Origin of the sequence: Capilliphycus salinus ALCB114379, from assembly GCF_047276495.1 — a bacterium.
Classification (GTDB): Bacteria; Cyanobacteriota; Cyanobacteriia; order Cyanobacteriales; family Microcoleaceae; genus Capilliphycus; species Capilliphycus salinus.
On the sequence record NZ_CP178543.1, the window covers coordinates 6,732,957 to 6,757,556 of the forward strand.

The 24,600-nt window shown below is 44.5% G+C and carries 22 protein-coding genes and 1 tRNA gene; 10 read left to right on the forward strand and 13 right to left on the reverse strand.

The window, feature by feature from the left end; all coding sequences use genetic code 11:
- Window positions 1–14: 14 nt before the first annotated feature.
- Window positions 15–875, reverse strand: coding sequence for a pentapeptide repeat-containing protein (locus ACL6C3_RS27195; RefSeq protein WP_413162852.1), 861 nt, complete (start codon window positions 873–875; stop codon window positions 15–17).
- A gap of 449 nt (window positions 876–1,324) precedes the next feature.
- Here ACL6C3_RS27195 and ACL6C3_RS27200 point away from each other — a divergent pair, with 449 nt between their 5' ends.
- Window positions 1,325–1,492: a hypothetical protein gene (locus tag ACL6C3_RS27200; protein WP_413162854.1), complete on the forward strand. Its 168-nt coding sequence runs from the start codon at window positions 1,325–1,327 to the stop codon at window positions 1,490–1,492.
- Window positions 1,493–1,533: 41 nt separating this feature from the next.
- Here ACL6C3_RS27200 and ACL6C3_RS27205 read toward each other — a convergent pair whose 3' ends face one another.
- Window positions 1,534–2,562 (reverse strand): Gfo/Idh/MocA family protein, encoded by a 1,029-nt coding sequence (locus ACL6C3_RS27205; RefSeq protein ID WP_413162856.1) that lies wholly within the window; start codon window positions 2,560–2,562, stop codon window positions 1,534–1,536.
- 77 nt (window positions 2,563–2,639) lie between these two features.
- Entirely contained in the window at window positions 2,640–3,479 is an 840-nt protein-coding gene (locus ACL6C3_RS27210; protein ID WP_413162858.1) for a YwiC-like family protein, read from the reverse strand.
- 526 nt (window positions 3,480–4,005) lie between these two features.
- On the opposite strand from ACL6C3_RS27210, the gene ACL6C3_RS27215 reads away from it, so the two are divergent.
- Window positions 4,006–4,299 (forward strand): 2Fe-2S iron-sulfur cluster-binding protein, encoded by a 294-nt coding sequence (locus ACL6C3_RS27215; RefSeq protein WP_413162860.1) that lies wholly within the window; start codon window positions 4,006–4,008, stop codon window positions 4,297–4,299.
- A 145-nt stretch (window positions 4,300–4,444) separates the two neighbouring features.
- Window positions 4,445–4,738, forward strand: a complete 294-nt coding sequence (locus ACL6C3_RS27220; protein WP_413162862.1) for a ferredoxin — start codon at window positions 4,445–4,447, stop codon at window positions 4,736–4,738.
- Window positions 4,739–4,965: 227 nt separating this feature from the next.
- Here the strand turns inward: ACL6C3_RS27220 and ACL6C3_RS27225 are convergent, their stop codons facing one another.
- The gene (locus tag ACL6C3_RS27225; RefSeq protein ID WP_413162864.1) at window positions 4,966–6,660 is read right to left on the reverse strand and encodes a SpoIID/LytB domain-containing protein; all 1,695 of its coding nucleotides are present in this window, start codon (window positions 6,658–6,660) and stop codon (window positions 4,966–4,968) included.
- A gap of 175 nt (window positions 6,661–6,835) precedes the next feature.
- Here ACL6C3_RS27225 and egtC point away from each other — a divergent pair, with 175 nt between their 5' ends.
- Together egtC and ACL6C3_RS27235 are read left to right on the forward strand one after the other, a co-directional pair.
- On the forward strand, window positions 6,836–7,627 hold the full coding sequence (egtC, locus tag ACL6C3_RS27230) for an ergothioneine biosynthesis protein EgtC (protein ID WP_413162865.1): 792 nt from the start codon (window positions 6,836–6,838) through the stop codon (window positions 7,625–7,627).
- Window positions 7,599–8,861 carry an SUMF1/EgtB/PvdO family nonheme iron enzyme gene (locus ACL6C3_RS27235; protein ID WP_413162867.1) on the forward strand — a complete coding sequence of 421 codons (1,263 nt, stop codon included), beginning with the start codon at window positions 7,599–7,601 and terminating at the stop codon, window positions 8,859–8,861. Before egtC ends, ACL6C3_RS27235 begins: the two co-directional genes overlap by 29 nt.
- A 156-nt stretch (window positions 8,862–9,017) precedes the next feature.
- On the opposite strand, the gene ACL6C3_RS27240 is transcribed toward ACL6C3_RS27235, so the two are convergent.
- The 5 genes from ACL6C3_RS27240 to hemW form a co-directional block, all read right to left on the reverse strand.
- Window positions 9,018–10,490: an MBOAT family O-acyltransferase gene (locus tag ACL6C3_RS27240; protein WP_413162868.1), complete on the reverse strand. Its 1,473-nt coding sequence runs from the start codon at window positions 10,488–10,490 to the stop codon at window positions 9,018–9,020.
- Window positions 10,491–10,635: 145 nt separating this feature from the next.
- Window positions 10,636–12,192 carry a hypothetical protein gene (locus ACL6C3_RS27245; protein WP_413162870.1) on the reverse strand — a complete coding sequence of 519 codons (1,557 nt, stop codon included), beginning with the start codon at window positions 12,190–12,192 and terminating at the stop codon, window positions 10,636–10,638.
- A 148-nt stretch (window positions 12,193–12,340) separates the two neighbouring features.
- Window positions 12,341–12,417, reverse strand: a tRNA-Met gene (locus ACL6C3_RS27250).
- 259 nt (window positions 12,418–12,676) lie between these two features.
- Complete coding sequence (locus ACL6C3_RS27255; protein WP_413162872.1) at window positions 12,677–12,991, reverse strand: DUF1830 domain-containing protein; 315 nt, start codon at window positions 12,989–12,991, stop codon at window positions 12,677–12,679.
- 564 nt (window positions 12,992–13,555) lie between these two features.
- On the reverse strand, window positions 13,556–14,818 hold the full coding sequence (gene hemW / locus ACL6C3_RS27260; RefSeq protein ID WP_413162873.1) for a radical SAM family heme chaperone HemW: 1,263 nt from the start codon (window positions 14,816–14,818) through the stop codon (window positions 13,556–13,558).
- A gap of 286 nt (window positions 14,819–15,104) precedes the next feature.
- Between hemW and ACL6C3_RS27265 the strand changes: the two genes are divergently transcribed.
- The 4 genes from ACL6C3_RS27265 (at window position 15,105) to ACL6C3_RS27280 (ending at window position 19,623) form a co-directional block, all read left to right on the forward strand.
- Window positions 15,105–16,190 (forward strand): PIN/TRAM domain-containing protein, encoded by a 1,086-nt coding sequence (locus ACL6C3_RS27265; RefSeq protein ID WP_413162874.1) that lies wholly within the window; start codon window positions 15,105–15,107, stop codon window positions 16,188–16,190.
- Between the two features lie 191 nt (window positions 16,191–16,381).
- Window positions 16,382–17,788, forward strand: coding sequence for an HD domain-containing phosphohydrolase (locus ACL6C3_RS27270; protein WP_413162876.1), 1,407 nt, complete (start codon window positions 16,382–16,384; stop codon window positions 17,786–17,788).
- A gap of 640 nt (window positions 17,789–18,428) precedes the next feature.
- Window positions 18,429–18,848: a DNA-binding protein gene (locus tag ACL6C3_RS27275; RefSeq protein ID WP_413162878.1), complete on the forward strand. Its 420-nt coding sequence runs from the start codon at window positions 18,429–18,431 to the stop codon at window positions 18,846–18,848.
- A 142-nt stretch (window positions 18,849–18,990) separates the two neighbouring features.
- Window positions 18,991–19,623 carry a pentapeptide repeat-containing protein gene (locus tag ACL6C3_RS27280; protein ID WP_413168425.1) on the forward strand — a complete coding sequence of 211 codons (633 nt, stop codon included), beginning with the start codon at window positions 18,991–18,993 and terminating at the stop codon, window positions 19,621–19,623.
- A gap of 39 nt (window positions 19,624–19,662) precedes the next feature.
- Here the strand turns inward: ACL6C3_RS27280 and ACL6C3_RS27285 are convergent, their stop codons facing one another.
- Window positions 19,663–20,637, reverse strand: coding sequence for a calcium-binding protein (locus tag ACL6C3_RS27285; protein WP_413162879.1), 975 nt, complete (start codon window positions 20,635–20,637; stop codon window positions 19,663–19,665).
- 209 nt (window positions 20,638–20,846) lie between these two features.
- Between ACL6C3_RS27285 and ACL6C3_RS27290 the strand changes: the two genes are divergently transcribed.
- Window positions 20,847–21,869: a calcium-binding protein gene (locus tag ACL6C3_RS27290; protein ID WP_413162881.1), complete on the forward strand. Its 1,023-nt coding sequence runs from the start codon at window positions 20,847–20,849 to the stop codon at window positions 21,867–21,869.
- Window positions 21,870–22,105: 236 nt separating this feature from the next.
- Here the strand turns inward: ACL6C3_RS27290 and ACL6C3_RS27295 are convergent, their stop codons facing one another.
- Genes ACL6C3_RS27295 through ACL6C3_RS27305 form a run of 3 tightly spaced genes read right to left on the reverse strand, consistent with a single transcriptional unit; the run spans window position 22,106 to window position 24,138 of the window.
- Window positions 22,106–22,702 (reverse strand): hypothetical protein, encoded by a 597-nt coding sequence (locus ACL6C3_RS27295; RefSeq protein WP_413162882.1) that lies wholly within the window; start codon window positions 22,700–22,702, stop codon window positions 22,106–22,108.
- Window positions 22,689–23,201, reverse strand: a complete 513-nt coding sequence (locus tag ACL6C3_RS27300) for an EF-Tu/IF-2/RF-3 family GTPase (RefSeq protein ID WP_413162883.1) — start codon at window positions 23,199–23,201, stop codon at window positions 22,689–22,691. The genes ACL6C3_RS27295 and ACL6C3_RS27300 overlap by 14 nt, the downstream gene beginning before the upstream one ends.
- A 34-nt stretch (window positions 23,202–23,235) precedes the next feature.
- On the reverse strand, window positions 23,236–24,138 hold the full coding sequence (locus tag ACL6C3_RS27305; protein ID WP_413162884.1) for a GTP-binding protein: 903 nt from the start codon (window positions 24,136–24,138) through the stop codon (window positions 23,236–23,238).
- Window positions 24,139–24,600 lie beyond the last annotated feature (462 nt).

Consider the following 24,600-nt stretch of genomic DNA (forward strand, 5'->3'; position numbering starts at 1 on the left):
TTGTCAACCTTGACTTACAAACTGGTATTCTGTGGAGCATTCAGCTTCACGGTAGAACAGCCCAAACTTTCCGCCGTATTCGTGCGAGTAAACCTGTTCCAAGTTCCTAAATCTTTCCCCGAATGACAACAAAGCATTGCTTTGGTTTCAGCACTCAGTCCTTGAGCGAGAGTAAAATCAGCCCCCGCAATACTTTGAAGCTGTTCTAAATTAGCATCCGTTAAATCAGTTGCTCGCAAGTCAGCCCCTTGCAGTTCCGCCCCATTTAAACGCGCATTTCGCAAAGATGCTCCCGTCAAAATTGCTAACTTTAAGTTAGCCCCGCTCAAAGCCGCCCCCTCTAAATTTGCTCCCGTTAAATCCGCTCCGCTGAGGTAAGCTCCCCGCAAATTGGCTTCTTGCAGATCAACATTTTTCAGGTTAGCGGTGTTGAGAAATGCTCCACTTAAATTGGCTTTCGGGCCAATTGCACCCGATTTTCGATAGTCGTAACCCTCAGGCCAAATGGTTTGAGAATCATAAATTGCTAACTTGATTTTTGCCGATTCTAAATTAGCATTTTCCAAATTACAACCTTGCATTTGAGCGCGAAATAAATAACATTCTCGCAAAGTTGCGCCCGCTAAATTTGCACCCGCTAAATTTGCACCTCGCAAATCGGCTCCGGTAAGATTGGCATGGCTCAGATTTGCTCTCGATAAATTAACACCTATTAGGTTCGTCCGAGTCAAATCGACACCCGTTAAATTTGCTCCCTCTAGGTTAACCCCGCGAAGGTTTGCTTCAACGAGACTTTTTCCCTGTCGAACGGCATCTAAAATGTCATCAATTGTCGGTGAACTACAGTAAGGGTCGCTAGAAAAGTAGGTAGCCATTACATTTGTCAAAAGATTGATGGATTTAAGGAAAAAACAGCTTTTAGTGTTCTTTATTTTAGAACTGCTCTGAACCCAAATTTCATTTTGTTTATTTTTCTTAAAATACTGAAGCCGGATTGAGTTGGCTGTCTGCCTCTACGGACAAGAACCTTTGATAACGGTCAAAGGATGATTGAACAGCAAAAGTAGCCGCTCGCACTGGCCAGACAACAACCGCAAGATTTTTTAAGTATGACAATTTTCAGTTTGTACTCTTGAGATTGCCCATTCATGGCCTGAAAACCTGATTCCATTTAAGCCTTCATCCCTCTACTCAAGCCTTCAATCTCTTAGCGTACCCAAACAAGCCAACCAATCAATACAGTGTCATAATTTGCGATTTTCAAAGGAGTTATTTCCCCTAGATTAGATCCTAGAAACAGAATACATCGGAGAAATTAATCGTTATGCCACCGGGGAAATCTATCTTTTGTTCTACATTGTACCAGGTTGCCAAAGTACGAGCCACCAGCAATATTTTACTCGTTAAACATTACGACAAACTGACTCAACTCCTCAATAACGCCCCCAAAATCTCATTTGTCGTTAATGTAATGATCCGACTCGCTTTTTAATCGGCTGTCTGATTTCTGATGGTAAAATGATTCTGCTCACCTCAATTTGAATCCTCTAGAACAACAATTTTACCCGTTTGCGCGGACTGTTTAACCGCATCCGCAACCTTCAAAGTATAAGCACTTTCAGAAGCCGTAACGTAGAGGGGAGTCTGATGTAATAGATGCTCCAATACAATTTGAGTATCCTTAGCAAATAATCCCCGACGGCTCCCCACTTCTATCGTTTGGGAACTTTCACCTTGAATGAGTTGACCTTGTTGGGGAGTGAAAATTAACGTTCCATTCTCACCATAAAGGGTAAATGTATTTTCACTTTCCCAAAAGACTTCCCCTTTCCCATAAACCGCTTCTGCTAAAATACCATTTTGAAACTCTAGTTGAGCGGTACACAAACAAGCTTTATAATGATTTTGTTGTTGGTCGGCTTGTTCAGACCAAAAGCGGCTTTGACCGTTAACCGTTTTCACTTGACCAAATAAATCGGTTAAACGATGCAAGCGGGAAAGCGCACCCGAAAACGGAAACCCAAACAGCGACTGTTGATAAGTCCATTTCTCCGGAGCCGGATGTTTGGGGCTGATGGTAATATAACGAGCATAGAAGACTTGACCGATATCGGCGATCGCTTTTTTAATGGCAGTATGCAAGCCCCCCAACAGTTCAATATGTTCGACGTGTAGCATTTTTTGTTGCTGTTGAGCCAGTTCGATCAGTTCTTCGGCTTCGTTGGGATCTAAACTGAGGGGATATTCAACAATAACGTGTTTGCCATGTTTTAAAGCCGCTCTGACAATGGTACCATGATCGCGGTTAATGCTAGAAATCACCACCAAGTCGAGATCGTCGCGTTCAACGAGGTCTTCCCAAGACTCACAAGCTTCGACATTCAACCGTTGACAGAGGGCTTTGGTTTTATCCGAAGTATGACCGGTCAGCGCCACCAATTGCGATCGCCAATCCGATTTTAACGTTTCGGCTCGGGTTTGAGCGGCGTATCCGGTTCCAACGATACCAACTCGAATGGGTGTTGTACTGGGAGTATAAGAGAAAGGATCGTTTTGCACCATAAAAAACTGCTTTTTGGATCTTCGGCTCTCTTATTGTCGCCTGTTGTCGTGATTTGCGATAGATAACCTCAGGAAGATTAGGAAGCCGGTAAATGAGCCGGAAGAACGCTAATCGCTGCGATCGCAATATACATCAACGCCCATCGAGTTTCAAAGATAGCCACATGATGAAATCGAGTCGTGCGATACCATTCAAAGCGCCAGCAGACCAAAATAAATTTTAACACGGCGATCGCGAATGCCAAAGCAGTGACCAGAGACAGACAGTTTAACCCGTAAAGCAGGATAACGATCGCGCTGGCAATCGTATGATAAACGCTTCCGGCTTTGCGCGAACAGGCGTTTTTCTTTCGCAGTTTGAACGTAAAGACCGCACTCCCAAAAAATAAAGTATTCAGTATCCACAGTGCAACTGCATCTAAAGATAGATGTCCGGTTGTCGCAGTATAGGCTAAAGGCGCTGCTAAACAAATAGCGGCGAAGCCATTGAGTTCATTTAAAATCGATTTTTGTTTTTGGTAATAGACGTAAGTCGCATCTACCAAAAGGGCGATCGCGGCGCCGAGGTAAACCCAAAGTAACTCGGGAGTCTGGAGGTACAGCATCAACGCGATCGCCCCCGCGACAGTCCCGTAGAGTCCCGTCCAGACTACAAACCGGGGTTTCCAACTGCGCCGCTGCTTAATTTGCAAAATCAGGGGATATTCGGCTTGGAGGGCGAAGAAAGCACAGATCCCGGCTAAAGTGGTGGCTGTTGTCCAATGTTGGGCCAAGGCCGAGCCGGTAATCACCGATCCGAATAAAATTAACAAAATCCCTTGTTCTGGAGAGACCGTCGGGCGATACCAGGCTTGCAAGTTGGGTTTAACTCGTTTCTGTTGTTGAACGGGGGTGGACTCTAGGGTGGATACTGTCATGGTTCGTGGGTCTGTGAGGAGTGCAGGAGCAGCATTTATTGCAACTTATTTTCAATAATACGATAAAAATTTTTTTAAAAAAAGTATCTCAGTCTACGTAAATCCTTGTTTTTTTGAGGTTTTTTCTAAAAAAACCTGGATTTACTCAAAAAAATAAGTATATTTACTTGAATATTTTTTTCAATAAACGGGAAAGATTTTCAAAAGGGTCGGCGAGGAACGCCGGGGAGAGCGGCGGGTCGGGTCGTGGCTAAAACCCGCTCAGTGTGAAGATTTGGGCGGGGTTGGGGGAGAGTTCATCCCCGTTTTCTGGGGGTCAGGTATAAGCAATTAGGATGTAATTAGAAAAATTTATAATAAAAACCATTCAAACTATCCGCAAAATTGATTGTACAAGGTGGGTTTTTTCCCTTAATATCAAAAGATAAAGAAAGTCTGAAGTATAAGCACGAAGGCTAATCATCCCTTCGTCTTTGCATAAGCGCAGCTTATATTTCTGGACGTTCAACCTAGAGAGGAAGACAAAATGGCAAGCTATAACGTCAAACTGATCACCCCCGACAGTGAACAAACTATTGAAGTTGCAGATGACGTGTATATCTTGGATGCAGCCGAAGAACAGGGCTTGGATTTGCCTTTTTCTTGCCGTGCAGGTGCTTGCTCTACCTGTGCGGGTAAACTGGAAGAAGGTACCGTTGACCAATCGGATCAGTCTTTCTTAGACGACGATCAGATTACAGCGGGATACGTTCTAACTTGCGTTGCTTATCCGACATCGGACTGCACCATTACCACTCACAAAGAAGAAGATCTGTACTAAATTCGGTACAGACTCACCCGGCGCCGATTTTGTGAGAATATCTAGATCAAACCCAAGTCTCCAATAAAAAACCAAGACTGGTAAACACTGAGTATTGGTGGGGGACTCGATCAAACCCTAATTGAAAATTACAGAGGAAACTAACATGGCAACTTACAAAGTGACACTGAAAATGCCCGATGGAGAACAAACCATTGAGTGTCCCGATGACGTGTATATTCTCGATCACGCCGAAGAAGAAGGCTTAGACCTGCCTTATTCTTGCCGTGCGGGTGCTTGTTCGACTTGTGCGGGTAAACTCGAATCCGGTACCGTTGACCAATCCGATCAATCTTTCTTAGACGACGATCAAATTGAAGCCGGATTTGTTCTGACTTGCGTTGCTTATCCGACATCCGACTGCACGATCGCCACTCACAAAGAAGACGAAATGGGGTAATGTAATGATTCCAAGTCAGAGGGACAGAGAAATAATTGGCAAACAGGAAATAGCGACCAGTTAGGGCTATAACTGGTCACTGAGATTCCATAGATAGTGACCCAAAATCGACCCTGTGTCCCTCAACTTGGGGAGTCAAAATTGGGGACTAGGTTACGATCCGATCAACTCGTGACGGAGTTGAAAAGATCTTCAGAATCAGATCACGAACTCTGTATTATTCTAACCTAGTCCCTCTCAACTGTTGTCTGCTTCTCAATCATCTGTAACGGTTGCCAAAAAATAATCGATTCGCTCAAACGCTTAAGTTCAGTCCCCGGAAAATAGAACTTCAGAATCTGTTCGCTCGACCACCCCAACTCGGAGAGTTTGTAAGATCCGGTTTGGCTCAAGCCCACACCATGACCAAACCCGCCCCCAACAAAGACATAACCATCCAGTTTTTTATCTTTATCGTAAATCGGGTCAATATAGAATAACGTACTCACCGGCGGCCAGAAAGCATTTTGAATTTCATCCTTTTCAATTTTAAGCGTATCTTTATCGGTTTGCACTTCCATTTGCAGAACCCGTCCCGAGGGCGATCGCTGTGTCACCTTCACCTGTTTAATCGTCTTGAAATCGGGTTTAATACTATATTTGCGCTCCAAATAATACTTTAAATGAGCCGTCATCGCCTCCAAACTGGTAGCTTCCCGCCAGCGAAAATCGCCCCAACCGTCCTCATTAAAGCCCTTTTGCAAACTCATAAACCGCCGAAAATTCTGCTCGTCGGCCAAACTATTCGTTGATAAATCCCAAACCTTACCGGGTGCATCAACCACCGATCGCAGATAAGAACGTTCTGGCCCATTCCAAACATCGTGGAAATTCGCCGTTACTCCCCCGCTCGACGAGAAATAAACCGCATCGGCGAGTTCATTATTGTAGGTTAATACCAAACCCTCCGTAACCGCAACGCCGCGATCGGTAGACGGATAAACTTCCGTCAACCCCTTGTAAACCTGACAGTCGGTATTGGCGCAGAGTTGATAATTATCCGCCTCAAACCGTCGCAAATTTCTAAGAGCGTAAGTTCTCGATAAAATCGCCTGCGCCTCAATGGAAGCATCCGGAGGCCAAGCGCCCATTTCGTGGGGGACCACACCCCGCAAATAAGTTTCTAACCGAACATGGTTGACTAACGTATAAGTTCCATAAGCATCGGGTTGCAGTTCCAAACTTCCCCCGTAGGTCATCGGTTTGGGGTCTTTGCTGCTTTTGTGAACCTCAATCACATTTTGAGTCGCAGTCACTTCAAGTTCGTGGCGGTTATAACGAAAACCCCCCAACACCCAATAAGGAACCCGGCGCTGTTTGAGAACTTGAGTTTCTAAACGAACTTTGGGATATCCTTGAGCTTGAATACTTTCGAGCAACCAGCGTCGCAGTAAAGGCGTATTGTAGACGCTACGCTTGGCCCAAACTTGCCACAAGTCCGGTTGAGCTAGTTCCACCTCAACCCCCATTTGACGCCATTTTTGGGCTTGTTCCTCGGCGGTTTCATAGCTGCGATGGCTGCTGAGAACAATTCGTTCATCAACAAAAGGTTCGGGTAGGGGTTGGGTTTCGGTTTTGAGAATAACGCTGAGAGTGTGGAGAACTTTTTCACCGTCGGGAGACTGAAACCGCAAGGTGAGGTGGTCGTCGGGTTTGGCTTTGAGGATCAGGGTGTCGGTGGGTTTTTTACCAAATTGTTGAACCACTCCGACTTCTAAAATCGGGTTAAACTCCTCTTGAGTATTGGCCCGAGCGGTGTTTACTCCCAACAGAATAGACACCGAAACCAGAACTTGAGAAACAGAAATAAACGTGAACCGATAGAATTTTGGACGGGGTTGGCGGACTCGACGGGTTTTAAGGCTTCGGGTGAAAATCATCATTCAACTCAATTTTAGTTGGCTATCAACGGGAGTACCATTCGCGATCGCAGGCAACCATCCAGCATTTTGACATATTCCCAACGAATTATTCAATTCGGAATAGAAAAGTTGATCTCAAGGGAGAGATTGACTGGAGAGACTGTTAAAATAAAAGCTTTGAAGTTTTGATAACTCTATGTGTCGTTTACTTGGTTATCTTGGCTCGACCATTTCCCTAGAGCGAATTTTGTTCGATCCTCCTCATTCTCTGATCGTTCAAAGCTATCAACCTCGGGAAATGAAAGAAGCCTTACTCAACGCCGATGGCTTTGGAATTGGCTGGTATCATGCGACCCAACAAACCGATCCGTTTACCTATAAAAATATTCTTCCCGCTTGGAGCGATGTCAACCTCAATAGTCTGAGTCGCTATATTGAGTCGGGACGAATTTTGGCTTATGTTCGCAGTGCGACACCCGGTCAAGCCGTTAATTTAACCAACTGTCAACCGTTTCAATTTGAACGGATGCTGTTTATTCATAATGGCTACATCAAAGAATTTCGCACCAGTCTTTATCGACTCATTCGCAACCGTTTGCGAGATCCGGTTTATCAAGCCGTTGAAGGGACAACCGACTCGGAACATATTTTTGGGTTGCTCGTTAACGAACTAACTTCCGCCCACAAACCCACAGTCGCAGAAGCCTTACAAACCACATTAATGATTTTACAAGAACTCGCCGAATTAGCAGAGGTGAAAGCGCTGGTGAATGTGATAATCTGTGACGGAAAGCAAATGGTTGCTTCTCGGTTTGCAGTTGGGGGAATTCCACCCAGTTTATATTGGCTGCAAAACGATCCAAAATTTCCCGATTCTGTAATTATTGCCTCTGAACCGTTGTTTCCGGGGAATTGGCATTCTTGTCCAGAACAAAGCATTATTAGTGTTGGAGAAGACCTTGGTATCAACATCAAAAAACTCGCTTAAAGATAGCCTTCACTACGCCTTTCATCGCTGTCGTCTCGGGACTTTAAAACAATTTGAAGGCGTAGATGAAACCGCATTTCGCGCCCAACCTCACCCCGATTTTAGTCCGATAGGTTGGCATTTCGGACATATTGCTTACACCGAAGCCTATTGGTTGCTGGAAAATTGTGCCGGTTTTGAACCTTTATTTCGAGAATATCATCAACTCTTTCGGGCGGATGGTTTGCCGAAAAATGAGCGGATTCAATTACCTTCTATTTCGACAATTAATTGTTATTTAGAAGCGATACGGAGCGAAGTTTGGCGTTATCTTGATCTTGCACCGATTGAAGAACAAGAACGCCTGTGGCGGTTTATATTACAACACGAAAGCCAGCACAGCGAAACTATTGCTTTTGTCTTGCAGTTACAGCGTCTAAAAAGTTCAGAAAATCAACAACAAATATACCAACCTCCGGCTAGAATTTCCCACTCTCCCCAAACGTTAAAAATTCCCGCAGGAGAGTTTGAAATGGGGAATAATTCCGTCGAGGCGATGGATAATGAAAGACCTTTACACCGTCGTTATTTAGACAGTTATTGGATTGATCGTTATCCGGTGACTTGCGGTCAATATAGAATATTTATGCAAGCGAAAGGATATCAAAACCGCAAATTCTGGTCAATAGAAGGATGGAAATGGTTAGAAGAAAATCCGGTTTCTCAACCTTTGTACTGGTTGGAAGATTCGATGTTTGACGACCATCCCGTTTGCGGAGTAAGTTGGTACGAAGCTGAGGCTTATTGTAACTTTGTCGGGAAACGTTTACCCACAGAAGCCGAATGGGAAAAAGCCGCCAGTTGGGATGAAGAAAGCCAAAGTAAACGCACCTATCCTTGGGGAGAAGAATTACCCAATTCTAACCGTTGTAATTGCAATGATGGCGAAAAAATGCAACAGGGAACCACATCTGTAAATGCTTATCCGCAAGGAGAAAGCGCTTACGGCGTTAGAGATTTATTGGGGAATGTTTGGGAGTGGACAGGAAGCTGGTTTGATAAATATTCGGGATTTAGTTATTATCCTTATGTGGGATATTCTCAGAGTTATTTTGATAACCAACATCGGGTTTTAAAAGGGGGAAGTTGGGCGACTCGTCCCTGGGCGATGCGGTGTAGTTTTCGCAACTGGTATCATCCCGGAGTGCGAGAAATATTAGCCGGTTTTCGATGTGTTAGTCAGGGTGAATTTTAATCAAAAATAACTTCGTAGGGGCGCAAGGCTTGCGCCCTAATTATTGTTTATCTTGACTACTACTCCAAGATTTAGATAAACCCGCCCTTTCCTCACAACAAAAAAACCGGAAACTTCTGCGAAATCGGGTTTTTATTCACGGGGTTTTTATTAACCTTAAAAATCAAAATAAATATAAGGTAAAACCCCCTCGGGTGCCAGCAACCAAACCGCCAAAAAACAAACCGGGGCTAAAACCAATTTTATCGGCCAATTTAACTGTAACTTCAATCCCCGGTTAAACAAAGTAGAACATCCCATTAAAACAAAAACAAATAACAGTAAAAACACAACATTACTGCGTTCCAGTCCCAAAGATTCCACATAAACCTTATGAGAAAATTGAATATCAGCCGCCTTAGACCCCAAATTTTGAACCACAAACCAAGACTCTTTTAAATTCGGAAGTCGGAAAAATATCCAGGCAAAAAACACCATAAACTGAGTTAAAAACCAACCCAAAATCATCCCCGGAAACGTTTTCCAAATCCATTCTAGAGAAAACTGTTTTGAAAGTACATCTGTTAAACGATGAACAATTAAAGCCAAACCGTGTAAAATCCCCCAAACAATAAAACCCCAAGCCGCCCCGTGCCAAATTCCCGCAATTAACATTACAATAAATAAATTCAGACAAGTGCGAAATAAACCCACTCTAGACCCTCCCAACGGAAAATATAAATAATTCCGCAACCAATCCCCTAAAGTCATATGCCAACGACGCCAAAATTCAGCAATACTTGTGGTAAAATAAGGAGCATCAAAGTTTTCAGGAAGACTCAAACCGAGTAATAAAGCACTCCCCCTCGCCAAATCAATATAGCCGCTAAAATCGAGATAAAGTTGTAATCCGTAGGCAAACGTTGCCAGCCACAAATCAGCACTTCCCGCCCGTTCCAAACTGCTAAAACTCAAGTCAACTAAAATCCCAATTCTATCGGCAAATAAACCCTTTTTAACCGCCCCTCTCGCAATTAACCACAGTCCATCTGCTATCTGTTCGGGTAGGGGAAATTTGAGGTTTTTAAGTTGATTTTCCAGATGATGATAGCGAGTAATCGGTCCCGAAATCAGTTTAGGGAAAAACAGTTTATAAGAAGTAAACGTTAAAAAAGAAGTCGCTGCGGGTGCGCCCCGATAAACATCAATTAAATAAGCAATAATTTCAAAACAGAAAAAACTCAAACCCAAAGGGGCAATTAAATTATTATCTAACCAAGTCGCCCGATCCAAAAATAACGGAAGTTTTAAAGTATCGCCAACAATATTAAAAATAAACGGCAAATATTTAAAACCCAAAAGCAGAAAAACATTAACAACAATACCAATCCACAGCAAAATTAAACGCCGACTATTCCAAGCTTCGTTAGCAATCCTCCAGTCTAACGGTTCACCGATGGCTAAAGCCAAGCCAAAATTAAACAAAATGCAGAGTAAAAGTAAAGGAATGTATTGGATTTGTAAAGTCGCATAAAAAATTAGACTCGCAACTAACAACGTTAACAACCGCCAAGATTGCCAGGGAACAATCCAATAAATTCCAAACAGAATCAGTAAAAATAAAGCGTAGGTAACAGAAATAAAGGTCATCAGTTAATGGCTCACTGGAAAGCGAGAGAACTAATTATAGCTGCAAACATCCTTATCCATTATTACTTATCCATTATCCATTATTAATTATCAATTATTGAATTGACCTTTAAAGGGGTGCAACCGACCGCACCCCTGAAAAAAATCAAAACGGTTCCGGCTCGTTTCTAGACGCCATTACCGGCTCTACAGGTAAAGATTGGGGAAACTTTGGCAATTGAATTGAAGCCAGACTCCGCAATTTTTTCGGACGAGTCGGTTGAATTAACGGTGCGGGCCAATTCCCCGTTTTGGATGGGGATGAAACCGGTTGTTTTGGAGGTTGGGAACCCCGATGCAATTGATCGAGGGGTTGGTCGGGTGCGGGAATAAACCCCGATTTTCCCGTGTCTAACTCAAAACTGGGTAAAGTTGAGGAAGCGTATTCAATCCGAATTCGATCTAACTCATCTTCTACAAACCGGGGTGAAGGATGTATTTGGGGAGGTTGCTCGGCTTGAGAATCTTGAACTTCCGTTTCTTGAAAAGGATTTGATGTTAAACTAGAATCGCTCGGATTATCTTGAAACCAATAGTTTTCTAATTCCTCTAAATTTGGCAGTGGGGAAAGCTCAGAAGCCGGTAAACTCGGCTGATGATTTTGCAGATGATGAAGTTGAGATAAATCCTCAAGATCTTCATATAAATGATCGGAGATCGGTTCATCTAACTCCAACCATTCATCGACCATTTCCTCATCAAAATCATCATACTGTTGTTGTTCTTGTCGGACAATTTCATCGAGGCGTTCTACACTATTATTATCGTCGGTAAAATCGGCTGACCAAGGTTGAACCGGTTGGGATCTCGACCCGCTCATTTGATAAGGAAACTGTTCTAATACCGAAGACTCAGCAGAACTGTCTGTTGAAGTAACATTCTCAATTTTCGGTAAATTTAAACTCACCCGGTTGGGTTCGACAGCATCAAGATTTGACTGTCGCGACTGCATCTCCAAACACCGCTCCAATGCGGCTTTAAACTGAAGGGTATGACGTTGCTGACGGTGCAAACGCGATCGCAATTCTCGACAAACATTTTGAGTTTGCACCAATTCATGGAATTGTTCATTATAGCGCTGTTGAGCGAGCGCACATTCTCGTTCCATCTGAGCCATGCGAGTTTGGCTCGTTTCCCACTGTTCGGTTAAGGTTTCGACTAAAACTTGTTGGCGACGAATCACTTGATTGGAAAGTTCTAGTTTCCCAAACAGACGACTGACTTGTTCGGTTGCAAAAGCGAGTTCTTGAGTACGCCGATCTACTAAACTTTCTTTATCTTGTAAGGCTTGTCTGCATTCGTCCAGTTCAGCTTCAAGATCGGTAACACGATTCACCAAATCCCGATTACACTGGTGTAAAGCTTGAATCAGTTGTGATGGATTTTGGCTTTCAGTTTGTCTGATTTCTACTTGTCTGACTTCTAATTCTGGGGAGGTGTAGTTTTGTTCAACCGCTTCTCGGCGGCTTTCTTCGGGGGAAGTTTCGTCTACAATCGGAAGTTGATCGATGCCGATCGCATTCGGTAAATTAACAGTCTCCCATTCTTCATTTTCGGAGTTTGTCAAATGTTGTGAAGTCTGATTCAACTCTAAAGGATGAGAATCTGTTGGAGGAGTGGGATCGGATGGATTGATGTTGGGCGGAAAATCGGCTCCGGACATAGCTTTAACTTAGACAGCAACAGAATTACATCCAGTTTATCGCGATCGTTTATGAGTGCCAAAGTTTCTCGTCTGAATTCCTAACAATCCCCAACTAAAAAAGCCCCCTGTAAAACTTTACTGTAGGGCTTTCTCTCAAAACTATTGCTGGTGGCGGGGAGCGGATTTGAACCACTGACCTTCGGGTTATGAGCCCGACGAGCTACCAGACTGCTCTACCCCGCGTCGCACATCTATTAATATAACCTGCTATGCCACCAATTGACAACCCCTAGAGCAAATATTTTTTTGAATTTTCCTCAACTCTAAGCCCCGTCCGGGTTTGAGGGGCAGTCGGGGAAGGAGTGTCGGGGAAGGAGTGTCGGGGCGGGTTCCGAGTAAATTTATCCGGTCCCACTCTCAACCCGAGTAAACCCGCCCCGGAGTCAGGAGTTCAGGAGGAAAGAATTATCTATTACCTGTAGCAAGATTGCCTTTTACCTCTTCACTGGTGACAGGTGTTGCAGCGAGGGCTTGCGCTGTTGACTGGTGACTGATAATTGCCTTCTTCAACTTGCAGGCTATAACATGAATGTTTCGCCAGTAATTTCACGCCTTCGCTATCGCCCTGATAGACTTCTAATTCGGCTTCGGCAGGGGCTTCAAATAGGAAATATTCTCGGGGAAAAACAACTCGTTCTAAATACCAATTTTTAATGTTGGTAATCCGGACAACTTGCATTTTATCAGTGCTATTGGAGTAACAGCAAAGCTTTTTACTCCCGGAATTTGCCGGCAATGGATTCATGGTTAATGTCATCTCAATATCCTCATTTAAAAGGTGATTTTTACGAGTGGCAAATTCCTCATTTTACCGAGGAATAATCCCAAGTTATTCTGAAAAAATTGAGAGGTTGGAAAATTACTCAATTTCTCATCGTCTTTCGGAACAAAAAAACGGTTTAACCTTTTTTTTGATCTAACTTTTCATTCAAAAGGACAGACTCACAGCTTTTGTGCCTGTCTGTCCGTGTTCGGCTTAACCTGATCGTTTTTCTATTGACACAGGTTGGACTGAATTTTCCTTTGCCAACCCTGGGGTTGACCTGTCTCGCTGTCTTGATCCCTAGCATCTTGACTTTGTGTTTAGGTCAATCCTTTATTTAATTCTACTGCTCTTTCCAACCTTTTTGCAAGATCAGTCGATTGAATTTCTATCTGGAGTTAGAGATGAATAATTAGCCATCATTTATCTGTCTCGTCAACCCCGAAATTACGAATTGACTAATCAACAATTTTTGCCAAGATATTTTTCTTTTTATAAAGAATTTCTAAAGATGAGAAAGGGACAAAAAAAAGAAAACTGTTTTGGTTAAATCATGGGTCAACTGTACTGCAAAGAAACATCCGAATCCGTAAACTCCTTAAATAAGCTGGCTAAAATCGTATTAGAAAATAAAAACCCTTCGGGATCGGTTAATTTTAGCGTTCCCCAACTCGGAAAATCTGCAAAGCGATCGCTCCCTGGGTTTATCCCATCCACCCCTAAAACTTCCACCCATCCCCGCTGTTGATAGGGACGCAAACAGTCGAGAATCTCTTTAACGGTTTGCTGTCCAAATTCTTGACTCAAAGCGTTTAAATTGACCCCTTCACTCAACCGCAACCCCAACATTAACCTTTCCAACAAGCGATCGCCAGGGGTATCGACCCATTCCGCATCAAGCATTTGATTTTCAGATCGCACCCACTGATAATAAAGCTGAGTCTGTCGGGGACGGGTGAGTCGATATCCTTGTAAATAACTCGCCGCACCCATACCAAACCCGTAGTAAGGCAAACAATGCCAGTAAACTAAATTATGGCGGCACTCCCGACCGCTTTGAGCATAATTCGACACCTCGTAATGGGAATAACCCGCTTGAGTGAGAGTTTTTTGGGCGAAACGATACATCTCGGTTGTGGCTTCATCGGTGGGTAACGGAGACTCTCCGGGAGAATAATACCGTCCGAATACGGTTTTGGGTTCTACAATCAGGTCATAATGGGAAACATGAGGGGGATTGATCTTTAAAACCTGTTCTAGAGACTGTTGCCAAAGTTCGAGGGTTTGGTGGGGTAAACCGGAAATCAGATCCAGACTGTAGTTAGAAACTCCGACCCCATGAATTAAATCAACCGCCTTCCAAACATCGGCGACCGTATGCGATCGCCCAGAAGCTTTTAACAATTCATCTTGAAACGCTTGTACGCCCAAGCTGACCCGATTAATCCCCAAATTAACAAACCCTTGTAACAAATGGCGATCAAAGGTATCCGGGTCCATTTCAATCGAGATTTCCGCATCGGAATCAATCCCAAAGCGCTGCTCAAGTGTATCAAGAATCTGACCCAACTGACTCGCAGATAACAGCGAAGGCGTTCCCCCCCCGAAAAAAACCGTTTCCAGGGGGCGATCCCCGACATTCCCCTGAGAAATTTCCTCACACAACAGATCAACATATTGTTGTATCCAAGCCGAATTTTCGCCCCGTTTGCGATCGCCAACAACCGCAACCGCAAAATCACAGTAATAGCAGCGACGACGACAGAAGGGAATATGAATATAAGCCGATCGGGGAATAGACTCCATTGGGCGGTTTAGCATCTCAAGACTTTCTGCAATCTACGCATTAACAAAATTTCACTTAATCTATTATCCTTAATCTTTGGGGAGTCGTGGGGCGATCGCAAATCAAGCTTCGGGCTTGTGTTCGGCCTAAGTTAAAGGCTTTGCCCGTTGATCAAAAAAACGAGTAGAACGATAAGAATAATGTCGGTTTACCGAAAGATGATCAGGAAAACAGTAAAGTTTGATTGAACGATATAATAGAACGAAAACCTGCGGAAATACCCCAAAGGAAATCCTTATCCAATTCCATTAGCCTTAAACAATGCTAGATGCAATCATTATCATTCTATTCATCCTAGCGGGCGCAGGAATGGGCTTCTATGGTATTGAACTGCTTCCTTACAACGTACTGGAGCAAGTCACCAATATCGAGGGACTGAGATCGGTCACGGCTGCATTCACCGCCCTGATCGGAGGAGTGCTAGGCTTAGTGGTTCAAACCACCTATCGCCGACTCGAAGAGCAAGTCCGACAGATGCCCATTGACGTACTGCTGACTCGTGCCATTGGCTTAGTCATTGGGCTGTTAGTGGCGAACTTGATGCTAGCACCCTTATTTCTGTTGCCAATTCCGAGAGAATTTGGTTTTATCAAACCGTTAGTGGCGGTGTTGTTCAGTGTCATGTTAGGATTTACCGGCGTAAACCTGGCAGATACACACGGACGGGCGTTTTTGCGGCTGATCAACCCCAACAGTTTAGAAAGTATGCTGGTAGCCGAAGGAACACTCAAACCAGCACCCACAAAAATTCTCGACACCAGTTGTATTATTGACGGTCGAGTGGAGAAGCTGCTCGAAACCGGCTTTCTCGAAGGACAAATCTTGGTTCCCGGCTTTATTTTACAAGAGTTGCAACTGGTGGCAGATGCAGCCAACGACCAAAAGCGAGCCAGGGGACGGCGAGGATTAGAGATTTTAAATCAAATTCGAGAAAACTACCCCGATCGCATTCAAATTCATCCGGCCGACTACGAAGACGTACAAACCGTTGATGCGAAGTTAGTGCGGTTAGCCCAGGAAATTAACGCGACACTGCTCACCAACGACTATAACTTGTCTCAGGTGGCAACGGTGCAGCAAATTCCGGTATTGAACATTAACGACCTCACTCAAGCGGTACGCCCCAACTACCTACCCGGAGATAGCCTAGACTTGAAAATTCGCAAAGAAGGGAAAGAACCCTCTCAGGGAATTGGCTACCTCGAGGATGGTACGATGGTCGTTGTCGAAGCCGGAAGCGACTACGTGGGCGATCAGGTCAGAGTCGTTGTCACCAGTTCCTTGCAGACCTCGGCGGGACGGATGATTTTTGCTCGACCCGAACAATCTGTAATGGCCCAAGGTTGACTGCGATCCGAGTCCAACCATGAGCAATACCCAGCTACAACCAACAAAAGACACGGCGATCAAGTGAGGTCGCCGTGTTTTTTGGTGGGATCTGCTCAAACCACTTTAATATAAACCTTTAGTGTTCCTGAACCCCGTTAGGGGATCAAGACTAGCTAAGATTAAAAGAACTGTCGGGATTGCCTGTCGAAATGAATCCAGAATCCACATTAAACCAACTCAAAACTGCATTGCCTAACGGTCAACTGCCGAACAGCTTTGGAGTTTACTATAAAAACACCTTAGTCGCACTGTGCCACGCTTTAGAAGACCACATTTTACAAACCTCTAACCCGGACCCGAACCAACAACCTCTGGTTTTAGTCACCTTCCAAGAAGGAAAGTGGTATCTACAAGAAGCCGAACGCTATTATGATTTAGCCCAATATTGCCGTCACGTGGCGATCGCGGCTTTACCGGATAGCGGATTTATCAATCATCGTACCGGTCAGCTAGAAAACGTCTCCCTTGTTCACCTAGACACCAGTGATGATTTGATCCAGGAGTGGAATTTGATTGTTCTCGCTCCGGGTTATACGGCGATGGTTCTGTGTTACGAACTCTCCGAGGAAGAATATCTCCCCCAAGGTCTACCGAGTGTTGATACAGAACGCAAATTTTATGGGTTGTGGACGTTTGACTCGAACTTAGTTCGCAAGTCGGCGGAAATCTTAATCGAACGCATCCAACCCTACAACCCTGAGTTAGCCAACCAACTCCAACAGCAGCATCAACAGATTATCGGAACCACCAGTACAACCATTCCCGACTTGAGCGGTGTGGTTTCCCGAATTGTGACGTATTTACAAACCTCCCAACAAGAACTGATTACCATAAATCGCCAAGCCCGGGAACTGCGGGAACTTGAAGGTCAAGCCAAGCGAGTCAGCCGCAATATTAACGCCAATAAATTACAAGCGTTTCTGCGAATGGCTCAACGGGTGGATGAACGGGACCCCTATAATCCCTGTGCTTCTTTGCAGGTATCGGCTTTGTGCGAAACCATAGGTCAACTGATAGACTTACCGACGGTGAGGTTGCGGCGCTTGCGTCTGGCGGGATTACTGCATCGGATCGGTTTGGCTTCCGCTCCCCAGGAAGTGTTTACCCAAACTCCAGAGGAAATGGATGATGCGACTCGGGCTTTGTGGAAAGAACGAGCGGTAATTGGAGGTAGACTGTTAGAAGCCATGCCGGAAATTGAGATTGTCAAAAATGTGGTGACTCATCAACTCGAACATTGGGATGGTAGCGGGAAACCCGATGGTCAACAGGGCGAAGAAATTAATATTAAAGCTCGCATTTTAGGATTAGTTTCTTATTTTCAGGAATTAACTCTACCTCGGGGAAAACGTCCGGCGTTGAGTTTGTCTGAAGCGTTGGAAAAATGCCAACAATTTAGCGGAACCCGCTTTGATCCGCAGTTGGTGGAGTCGCTGAGTACGGTGGTTCGACTGACGGAAATGGGTTTAATGCAGTTACCGGACCGACCGACTCAATTACCCAACGTTTGGTTAGAGGAAAACTCGAGTGTAAATCAGATTAAATCAAATGGTTGAGGTTTGATCTCTCAAGAAGTTGGGGGGTGACGGCAATTGATTAATTCTGATGATGAATTCTGAACTTCTCGAACTCCTCGAACTTCTCAACTCCTGATTCTGAGGATTAATTCTGAACTTCTCGAACTCCTCGAACTTCTAATATCAAATCCGGTTGTATAATCAACGAATAACAGACACCTGACCAGTTATAGCGCTACGCGCAAGTCGTGATGTCAGTCGTCAGAAGCGCAAAGTGCGGTGAGCGCAGTGCGGTCTTGGGGTCTCCCCAAGTAAAGCAACTGCCGAACCCGGAGGGTAAGCGCGGGTTTGCCCCACGCAGCACCGATGCCACGAGAGTCAGAAGTAGAGGAAAAGAGGCTTTGCTGCTTCTTAAAAAGTTTGGCGGGACGGAAACCGACACCGCCACGGCAGTTGCTTTAAGTCGGGGAACCCGCCCAACGCACTGCCTCAACTTTTCGCTTTTACTAATGTCAAACACCGTGTCGGCGTAGTGCTATATCACCTGACCAGTGAAAAGATTTCCGCCGAACCCCGCTACTTCCAATACCGAATAGCCAGATCATTGATTATTGATCGGCAGATCATTTATAATTTGGTTATAGAGCTTTGAAAACTATTGCGATTCCCTTATAGTCCAATGATAGTAGGTACTACAGAAGCAGCCCGTATTCTAAAAATCTCTACCGCTCGTCTGCGAGTTCTTCTGAGCGCAGGCCGAGTCGAAGGTGCCTATAAGACCGGGAAGATGTGGCTAATTCCCCTGTTTAAGGGCAAACCGATGATTAAGCGAGGTACAAGAGGCCCGGCTCCGCGTTGGCGCAATCGAAGAAAGCCTGCAAGAACGATTATTCACGTTAATTCTCAAAGAATTCGGCAAAATCAAAAACATCAGGAACAACTTCCCGTGATTAGCGTTAAAAAAGGTCAGACCAATACTTACGGGCATATCGTAGAAATACCGGGAGGATGTCGTGTCGTCTATCGTCCCGATAAACCTCTCCCTTGTGGTGCAAGGGTTTGGATTGAAACCCTTTATGATGTTAAGGTGATCGGTTAGTAAAAATCTCCTGATCTCCCCACACTTTTATAATCGGTATTAACCGGAGTTGATATAAACTCCTGATTCTGAGGATTAATTCAGAACTTCTCGAACTCCTCGAACTTCTGAACTCCTTATAAAAACGTTAATAAAAAAAATGATGAATCTTGACTTAACCGCTATCCGACTGGGAAAACTCAAACAACTCGCAAATGACCACCTCCCTGGTGCAGACTTATCGGGGGCTGAGTTAAGCGATGCAGACTTATCCCAAGCCAACTTAACCGGTGCCAGTCTCAACGGTGCCAATTTACAACGGGCGAACCTTCGCGCTATTTTACGCGGCGCCGACTTAACGGGTGCTAACCTCGTCGGGGCGGACTTGCGAAATGCGGACCTGCGAGGTGCTATTTTGTTGGATGCGGATGTCTCGGAAGCCAGTTTTGCCGGCGCCTTTTTAACGGGGGCCAGTTGTGGGCCGTTAGATTTAACCGGGGTTGATTTGCGCGGGGCTGATTTACGCGGTGTTAACCTCTCTCAAGCGATTTTACAGCACGCAGACTTGAGAAATACCAACCTCTCGGGAGCCGATTTATCCCAAGCGGACTTGGAAGAAGCCAACCTCAGCGGTGCTATTTTACGCGGAACCAACCTACAACGGGCGAACTTACTTTGTGCCATTGTCGAACAAACTCAATTCTTGGGAACCGTTTTAGATGGGGCTTGTTTAGAAGGAACACCCATAACCGAGAATATTAATGAATTTGAGGATAACAAGCAAATTCTATTGTAAATCTTGTGTAAATCTTGCCATTTTTATGGAAATAGTCTCTTAAACAAAGTCTTCTGTGTCAATCTGATTACTTGCTAGAACGGGGATGTCTGGGTCATCCCCAATATTTGCATTCAGTACCGCCAGAAGTTGACCCGTCTGAACCAGTCGAATTCCAATGTCTGTGGGAGCGTTTATCCAACCTAGATCTGGAATCTGGTTGAGAATATCGGCATTTACTCCGAGTTCAGCGATCGCCAGATCATCAAACGAGATACCCTCCGGCAGCTTGAATTTATCAATGCCATCCTCAAAATCGGAGATCAGATCAAAGGAGATATCAGACTGAACCTCCAACACGAATTCATCGGGCGTATCATCCCCTGGGAACGACGGGGCACCCCCTTCTGGTGGGATTCCAAAATCCCCTCCAATTAGAACGTCAAACCCGTTTCCTCCGGTCAATATATCTACCCCGGCTCCAGCTTGCATATTGTCGTTTCCTCGATCTCCCCAAATCGAATCATTTCCAGCCCCAGCAGTCAGATTATCGTCGCCTTGGCCTCCATAAAGTAAATTTACTTCTAGTGGGAGACTCTGATCTCGAATGAAATCGTCTCCTTCCCCACCAAAAATAGTGTCATTTCCGACTTGACCATCGATAGAATCCCCAGCGATTTGACCAAACAGTAAATCATTTCCATCTCCGCCCCTTAATGCTTCGATGCCCACTCCGCCGTAAACGGTATCATCACCAAATCCTCCGATGAAATTATCATCTCCTGAACCTCCATAAAATAGGGTTGTACCCAAACCAAATCCAGTGAATTCGTCACTATCTTCTAAGCCAAATACAATTTTTGAGCCTTCGTCAAAGCTAAAGATAGTATCAATTGAAGCAGTTCCAATAAAGACACCAGAGCCACGAAGTTCAACAGAACGACCCACTCCTTGAACCCCATCAGGAGGAAATAACGACAATGTTCCATCGGGATTTTGAATCTCTCCGTTTGGCAATGAAATGATTGTAAGCATTTATGTTATCTATTAGATTATTAGAGTTCAAAAGATCTCTGGTATATTTTACAATCTTTATTTTAAGTTTAATAGAAAGTTAATTAAATACGATACTTTTTAAAAAATTTTTTATCTAAAAATTTTTATCTTTCGTTTATAAAACCTCTGATACAATCTAAGTAACGGAAAGAAAAATCCGCGAAAACCTTCAAATTAGGATCAATATAATGGCTACACCTTTATTTGGAACTAATAATAGTGAAAATATCCAAGGATCGGCAGGGGATGATACCATCTACGGATTAGGAGGTAACGACAGTATAAATGGCGCAGGAGGTCGTGATTTAATATTTGGAAATGGGCAAAACGACTTATTGTTCGGATCTTCCGACCGAGATACTATGTTTGGTGGGCAAGGAAATGACAACGTAGAAGGGTCAAGTGGTCGTGACAACTTGTATGGTGATAGTGACAACAACACTTTGAATGGAGGTAGTGACACAGACACTTTCACGGGTGGAAGTAGCAGTGATTTATTTATACTTAGTACAACGGAGTTTGTTAACTACACCCGAGATTTCAACAGTAGCGAAGGTGATGATGTATTTCTGACCAATAGCCCTTTTGCACTTGTGGTGCCAGAATCTGATGTGATAGGCATTGAATCGGTATCTGAATCTAGCTCGTCTGAAACCCCTTACGCAATAGAATTAATCCGTCAGGGCGATCACCTGTTCTTAACTTCTTCATGGACTGAGGATTACGGCATACTTCGTGGAGCTGGAGAAGAGATTGAAAATATTCCTCAGTTGCTTTCCTCTGTCAATTTTAATGAAGTTCCGTTAATTGATCTGGCTCCGCCTGCGGATGAAGTAATCGAAGAAGATCCTTTAACAGGATTATCTGAATCTCGTTTTTTTCTAGAACAAAAAATCTATCAGACTGCACAACAAGAGGCAAATGGAACCTTAGATGAAAATGCACCTACCGTAGAAGATTTAGAAAGTGCCCTTGTTGAAGTCAATGAACGCATTGCAGACTTTGAGAGTGGTGAATTCGACTTGTTGAAGCCTCTCCAACCTGATTTCTCTCTCCCAAGCGAACGGGTTGTTATTATAGAAATAACAGATGTAGCTGTACTGAACAACACCTCTGCAACAGTTAACCTCACCGAAGATATGGGTACAATCGAAACCGAGGTGTTCACCGTACCCGATGGATACTTCCAATTCCAAAATAACGTAATGTGATATACTCGACAGAAGCTAAAGACAGAACAATATTAAGTTTTGATATACAAGCGACTCTAAAAAAAGATAAAGTAATTGCTTCATAACTAGAAGCATTGTTGAGTCTAGCAATCACACCTCAAAAAAATTATTATCGTCTGGCTAGGAACAGTCTTGGATGGGGCTTGTTTGCAGGGAACACCCCTAGCCCTGAAACAACAGAGTTAGAGGTGTTCTTAACGGTTATTGAACCGATATTATTGAACCGGGCGATAACAAGCAAACTCCATCGTAAATGTAGCCATTCCCGAAGTCAGCGATCGCAGTGAATTAGAATAACCAAACATCTGCACTAACGGCACTTCGGCTTGAATAATCAAATCCCCAAATTGAGTTTGCGACCCCAACAACAATCCCCGACGGGCGGATAAATCGCCCTGAACCCGTCCGACAAACTCCTGGGGTGTTTCCACCTCAACCCGCATGATCGGTTCTAATAGATAGGGTTTTGCTTGGCTAATCGCCTGCTTTACAGCAAGCTGCGCCGCCGTTCGGAAGGCATATTCAGACGAATCGACCGCATGATACGATCCTCCTTCTAAAATCACTTTAATCCCCATAACCGGATATCCTTCAACCGGGCCTGTGGTGAGGGCATCTTCACAGCCTTTTTCACAGGCGGGAATAAACGCTTTCGGAATCGCACCCCCAACCACCCGATTTTCAAACACAAAGGGGCGATCGCAGGGTTCGATGTGTCCGGTAACATGGGCAAACTCTCCGGCACCGCCCGACTGTTTTTTCAGGCGATAATCAAACTCAACCGCTTGGGCGATCGCTTCACGGGTTCGCAACAGCCGGGTTTCCGACTTCTACTTCGACGCCGTATTCACTTTTCATCCGTTCGAGATAAATCTCTAGATGCAGTTCACCCATACCCGAAATTAGGGTTTCGTGGGATTCTGGGTCAACGCTAACCCGAAAGGTGGGGTCTTCTTTACCAAAACGGTTCAACGCTTTCGATAAACGGGCGATATCCTGTTGACGCCGAGGAATAATCGCCAAAGTAACCACAGGTTCCGGTACAAACATCCCCTCTAGGGAGATTAACCGATTTTCTGCACACAGCGTATCACCCGAAGCGCAGTCTACCCCAACTAAAGCAATAATATCTCCTGCGATCGCAATATAAATATCCTCCTGTTTGTTGGCGTGCATTCGTTTGAGGTGTCCGATCCGCAATCGTTCCCCGGTACGCGCATTGTAAACCTGATCTCCGGGTTTGAGCGTTCCCGAATAAATGCGGATATAGGTTAATTGACCGATGGGTTCAACGGTTAGCTTGAACGCCAAAGCCACTAACGGATCGTCGGGGTTCGCCGCAATATTAACCGCAGAAGCCGGTTTTCACCTCAACTCCCCCAATGGCTTCGCGATCGACCGGCGAGGGAAGATAGTCCGCGATCGCATCCAAAAGAGTCTGAACGCCTTTATTTTTGTACGCCGAACCCAAAAGAACCGGAGTCAGTTCTAAATTTAGGGTTGCCTGTCGGATCGTCTGTACAATTAAATCGGCGGGAATAGGTTCGCCGCCAAGCAGACATTCGGTTAGCGGTTCAGAAAATAGCGACAGCGCATCCAGCATTTTCTCCCGTGCGGTTTGGGCCGAAAGCCTGAGTTGATCGGGAATGGCTTTTACCCTGCGAAGTTCTCCGTTTTCACCTTTAAAATAATGAGCCTTCATCTCGATCAGGTCAATTACCCCTTCAAACTCCGCCTCGCAACCGATGGGATATTGTAGCAGTACCGCATTTAAACCCAAGCGCTGGCGTAACGCTTGCACCACAGAATCGGGATTTGCGCCGGCCCTATCCATTTTGTTGATAAAGGCGATGCGGGGGACCCGATAGCGTTTCATCTGGCGATCGACTGTCACTGACTGGGACTGTACTCCCGCCACCGCACACAAGACCATAACCGCCCCATCGAGTACCCGCAATGATCGCTCGACTTCGATAGTAAAGTCAACGTGTCCGGGAGTATCAATTAGGTTTATTTGAATTTTGGTTTCATTTCTGCGCCACTGACAGCTAGTCGCAGCAGAGGTGATGGTAATGCCTTTGGCTTGTTCTATGGGGTTGGAGTCCATCGTCGTTCCTCGACTGCCTTTGATTTCGCCCATCGCATGGATTTTGCCCGTGTAGTATAAAATCCGCTCTGACAGCGTGGTTTTGCCGGAATCAATGTGGGCAGAGATACCAATGTTGCGAATGTGTTTTCGAGGAATCATAGATCGGCTCCTAATTGAGCTTTAATACTACAAATATACTACATTACAAAGATCTCGATTCCAGACTGTTCCCGAAAAAGGCCTTTTTGGGGTTTGGTGGCGGGTGAGTGGGGGCGAGTGTTTTTTTAAATCAAATCTGCGTAGAAACACCGAGCCTCAACCGCCCTATTTATGGGCTTTTGCTGTAGGATTGGCGATTAATTTTTGAATTTTTCCGAGAAACTACTGAGCAATTGAGACGGACAAAGGTAGCAATTTACGAATATTGAATCAGTAATTTTACTGAAATTGAATTGAATTCAAAATAAACCCCGAGCATTTCAGGGTTTTTTCGTAGATCTTAAATTTATTTCTATTCCGATAAAACACGTAAGTTTCGGGGCAAAAACAAACTAATTATTTCCCGAACTCTATCCGTATACAAGCAAAAAAACTATTTTTTTTTACTTGAAGTTATGCCGA

Coding starts and splice junctions, on each gene's coding strand:
- ACL6C3_RS27245 (WP_413162870.1), bottom strand. CDS start 12,192: ATGTCCGGAGCCGATTTTCCGCCCAACATCAATCCATCCGATCCCACT.
- ACL6C3_RS27255 (WP_413162872.1), bottom strand. CDS start 12,991: ATGACATTAACCATGAATCCATTGCCGGCAAATTCCGGGAGTAAAAAG.
- ACL6C3_RS27210 (WP_413162858.1), bottom strand. CDS start 3,479: ATGACAGTATCCACCCTAGAGTCCACCCCCGTTCAACAACAGAAACGA.
- ACL6C3_RS27305 (WP_413162884.1), bottom strand. CDS start 24,138: ATGATTCCTCGAAAACACATTCGCAACATTGGTATCTCTGCCCACATT.
- ACL6C3_RS27240 (WP_413162868.1), bottom strand. CDS start 10,490: ATGACCTTTATTTCTGTTACCTACGCTTTATTTTTACTGATTCTGTTT.
- ACL6C3_RS27290 (WP_413162881.1), top strand. CDS start 20,847: ATGGCTACACCTTTATTTGGAACTAATAATAGTGAAAATATCCAAGGA.
- egtC (WP_413162865.1), top strand. CDS start 6,836: ATGTGTCGTTTACTTGGTTATCTTGGCTCGACCATTTCCCTAGAGCGA.
- ACL6C3_RS27205 (WP_413162856.1), bottom strand. CDS start 2,562: ATGGTGCAAAACGATCCTTTCTCTTATACTCCCAGTACAACACCCATT.
- hemW (WP_413162873.1), bottom strand. CDS start 14,818: ATGCTAAACCGCCCAATGGAGTCTATTCCCCGATCGGCTTATATTCAT.
- ACL6C3_RS27270 (WP_413162876.1), top strand. CDS start 16,382: ATGAATCCAGAATCCACATTAAACCAACTCAAAACTGCATTGCCTAAC.
- ACL6C3_RS27275 (WP_413162878.1), top strand. CDS start 18,429: ATGATAGTAGGTACTACAGAAGCAGCCCGTATTCTAAAAATCTCTACC.
- ACL6C3_RS27280 (WP_413168425.1), top strand. CDS start 18,991: ATGAATCTTGACTTAACCGCTATCCGACTGGGAAAACTCAAACAACTC.
- ACL6C3_RS27265 (WP_413162874.1), top strand. CDS start 15,105: ATGCTAGATGCAATCATTATCATTCTATTCATCCTAGCGGGCGCAGGA.
- ACL6C3_RS27195 (WP_413162852.1), bottom strand. CDS start 875: ATGGCTACCTACTTTTCTAGCGACCCTTACTGTAGTTCACCGACAATT.
- ACL6C3_RS27225 (WP_413162864.1), bottom strand. CDS start 6,660: ATGATGATTTTCACCCGAAGCCTTAAAACCCGTCGAGTCCGCCAACCC.
- ACL6C3_RS27215 (WP_413162860.1), top strand. CDS start 4,006: ATGGCAAGCTATAACGTCAAACTGATCACCCCCGACAGTGAACAAACT.
- ACL6C3_RS27220 (WP_413162862.1), top strand. CDS start 4,445: ATGGCAACTTACAAAGTGACACTGAAAATGCCCGATGGAGAACAAACC.
- ACL6C3_RS27200 (WP_413162854.1), top strand. CDS start 1,325: ATGCCACCGGGGAAATCTATCTTTTGTTCTACATTGTACCAGGTTGCC.
- ACL6C3_RS27285 (WP_413162879.1), bottom strand. CDS start 20,637: ATGCTTACAATCATTTCATTGCCAAACGGAGAGATTCAAAATCCCGAT.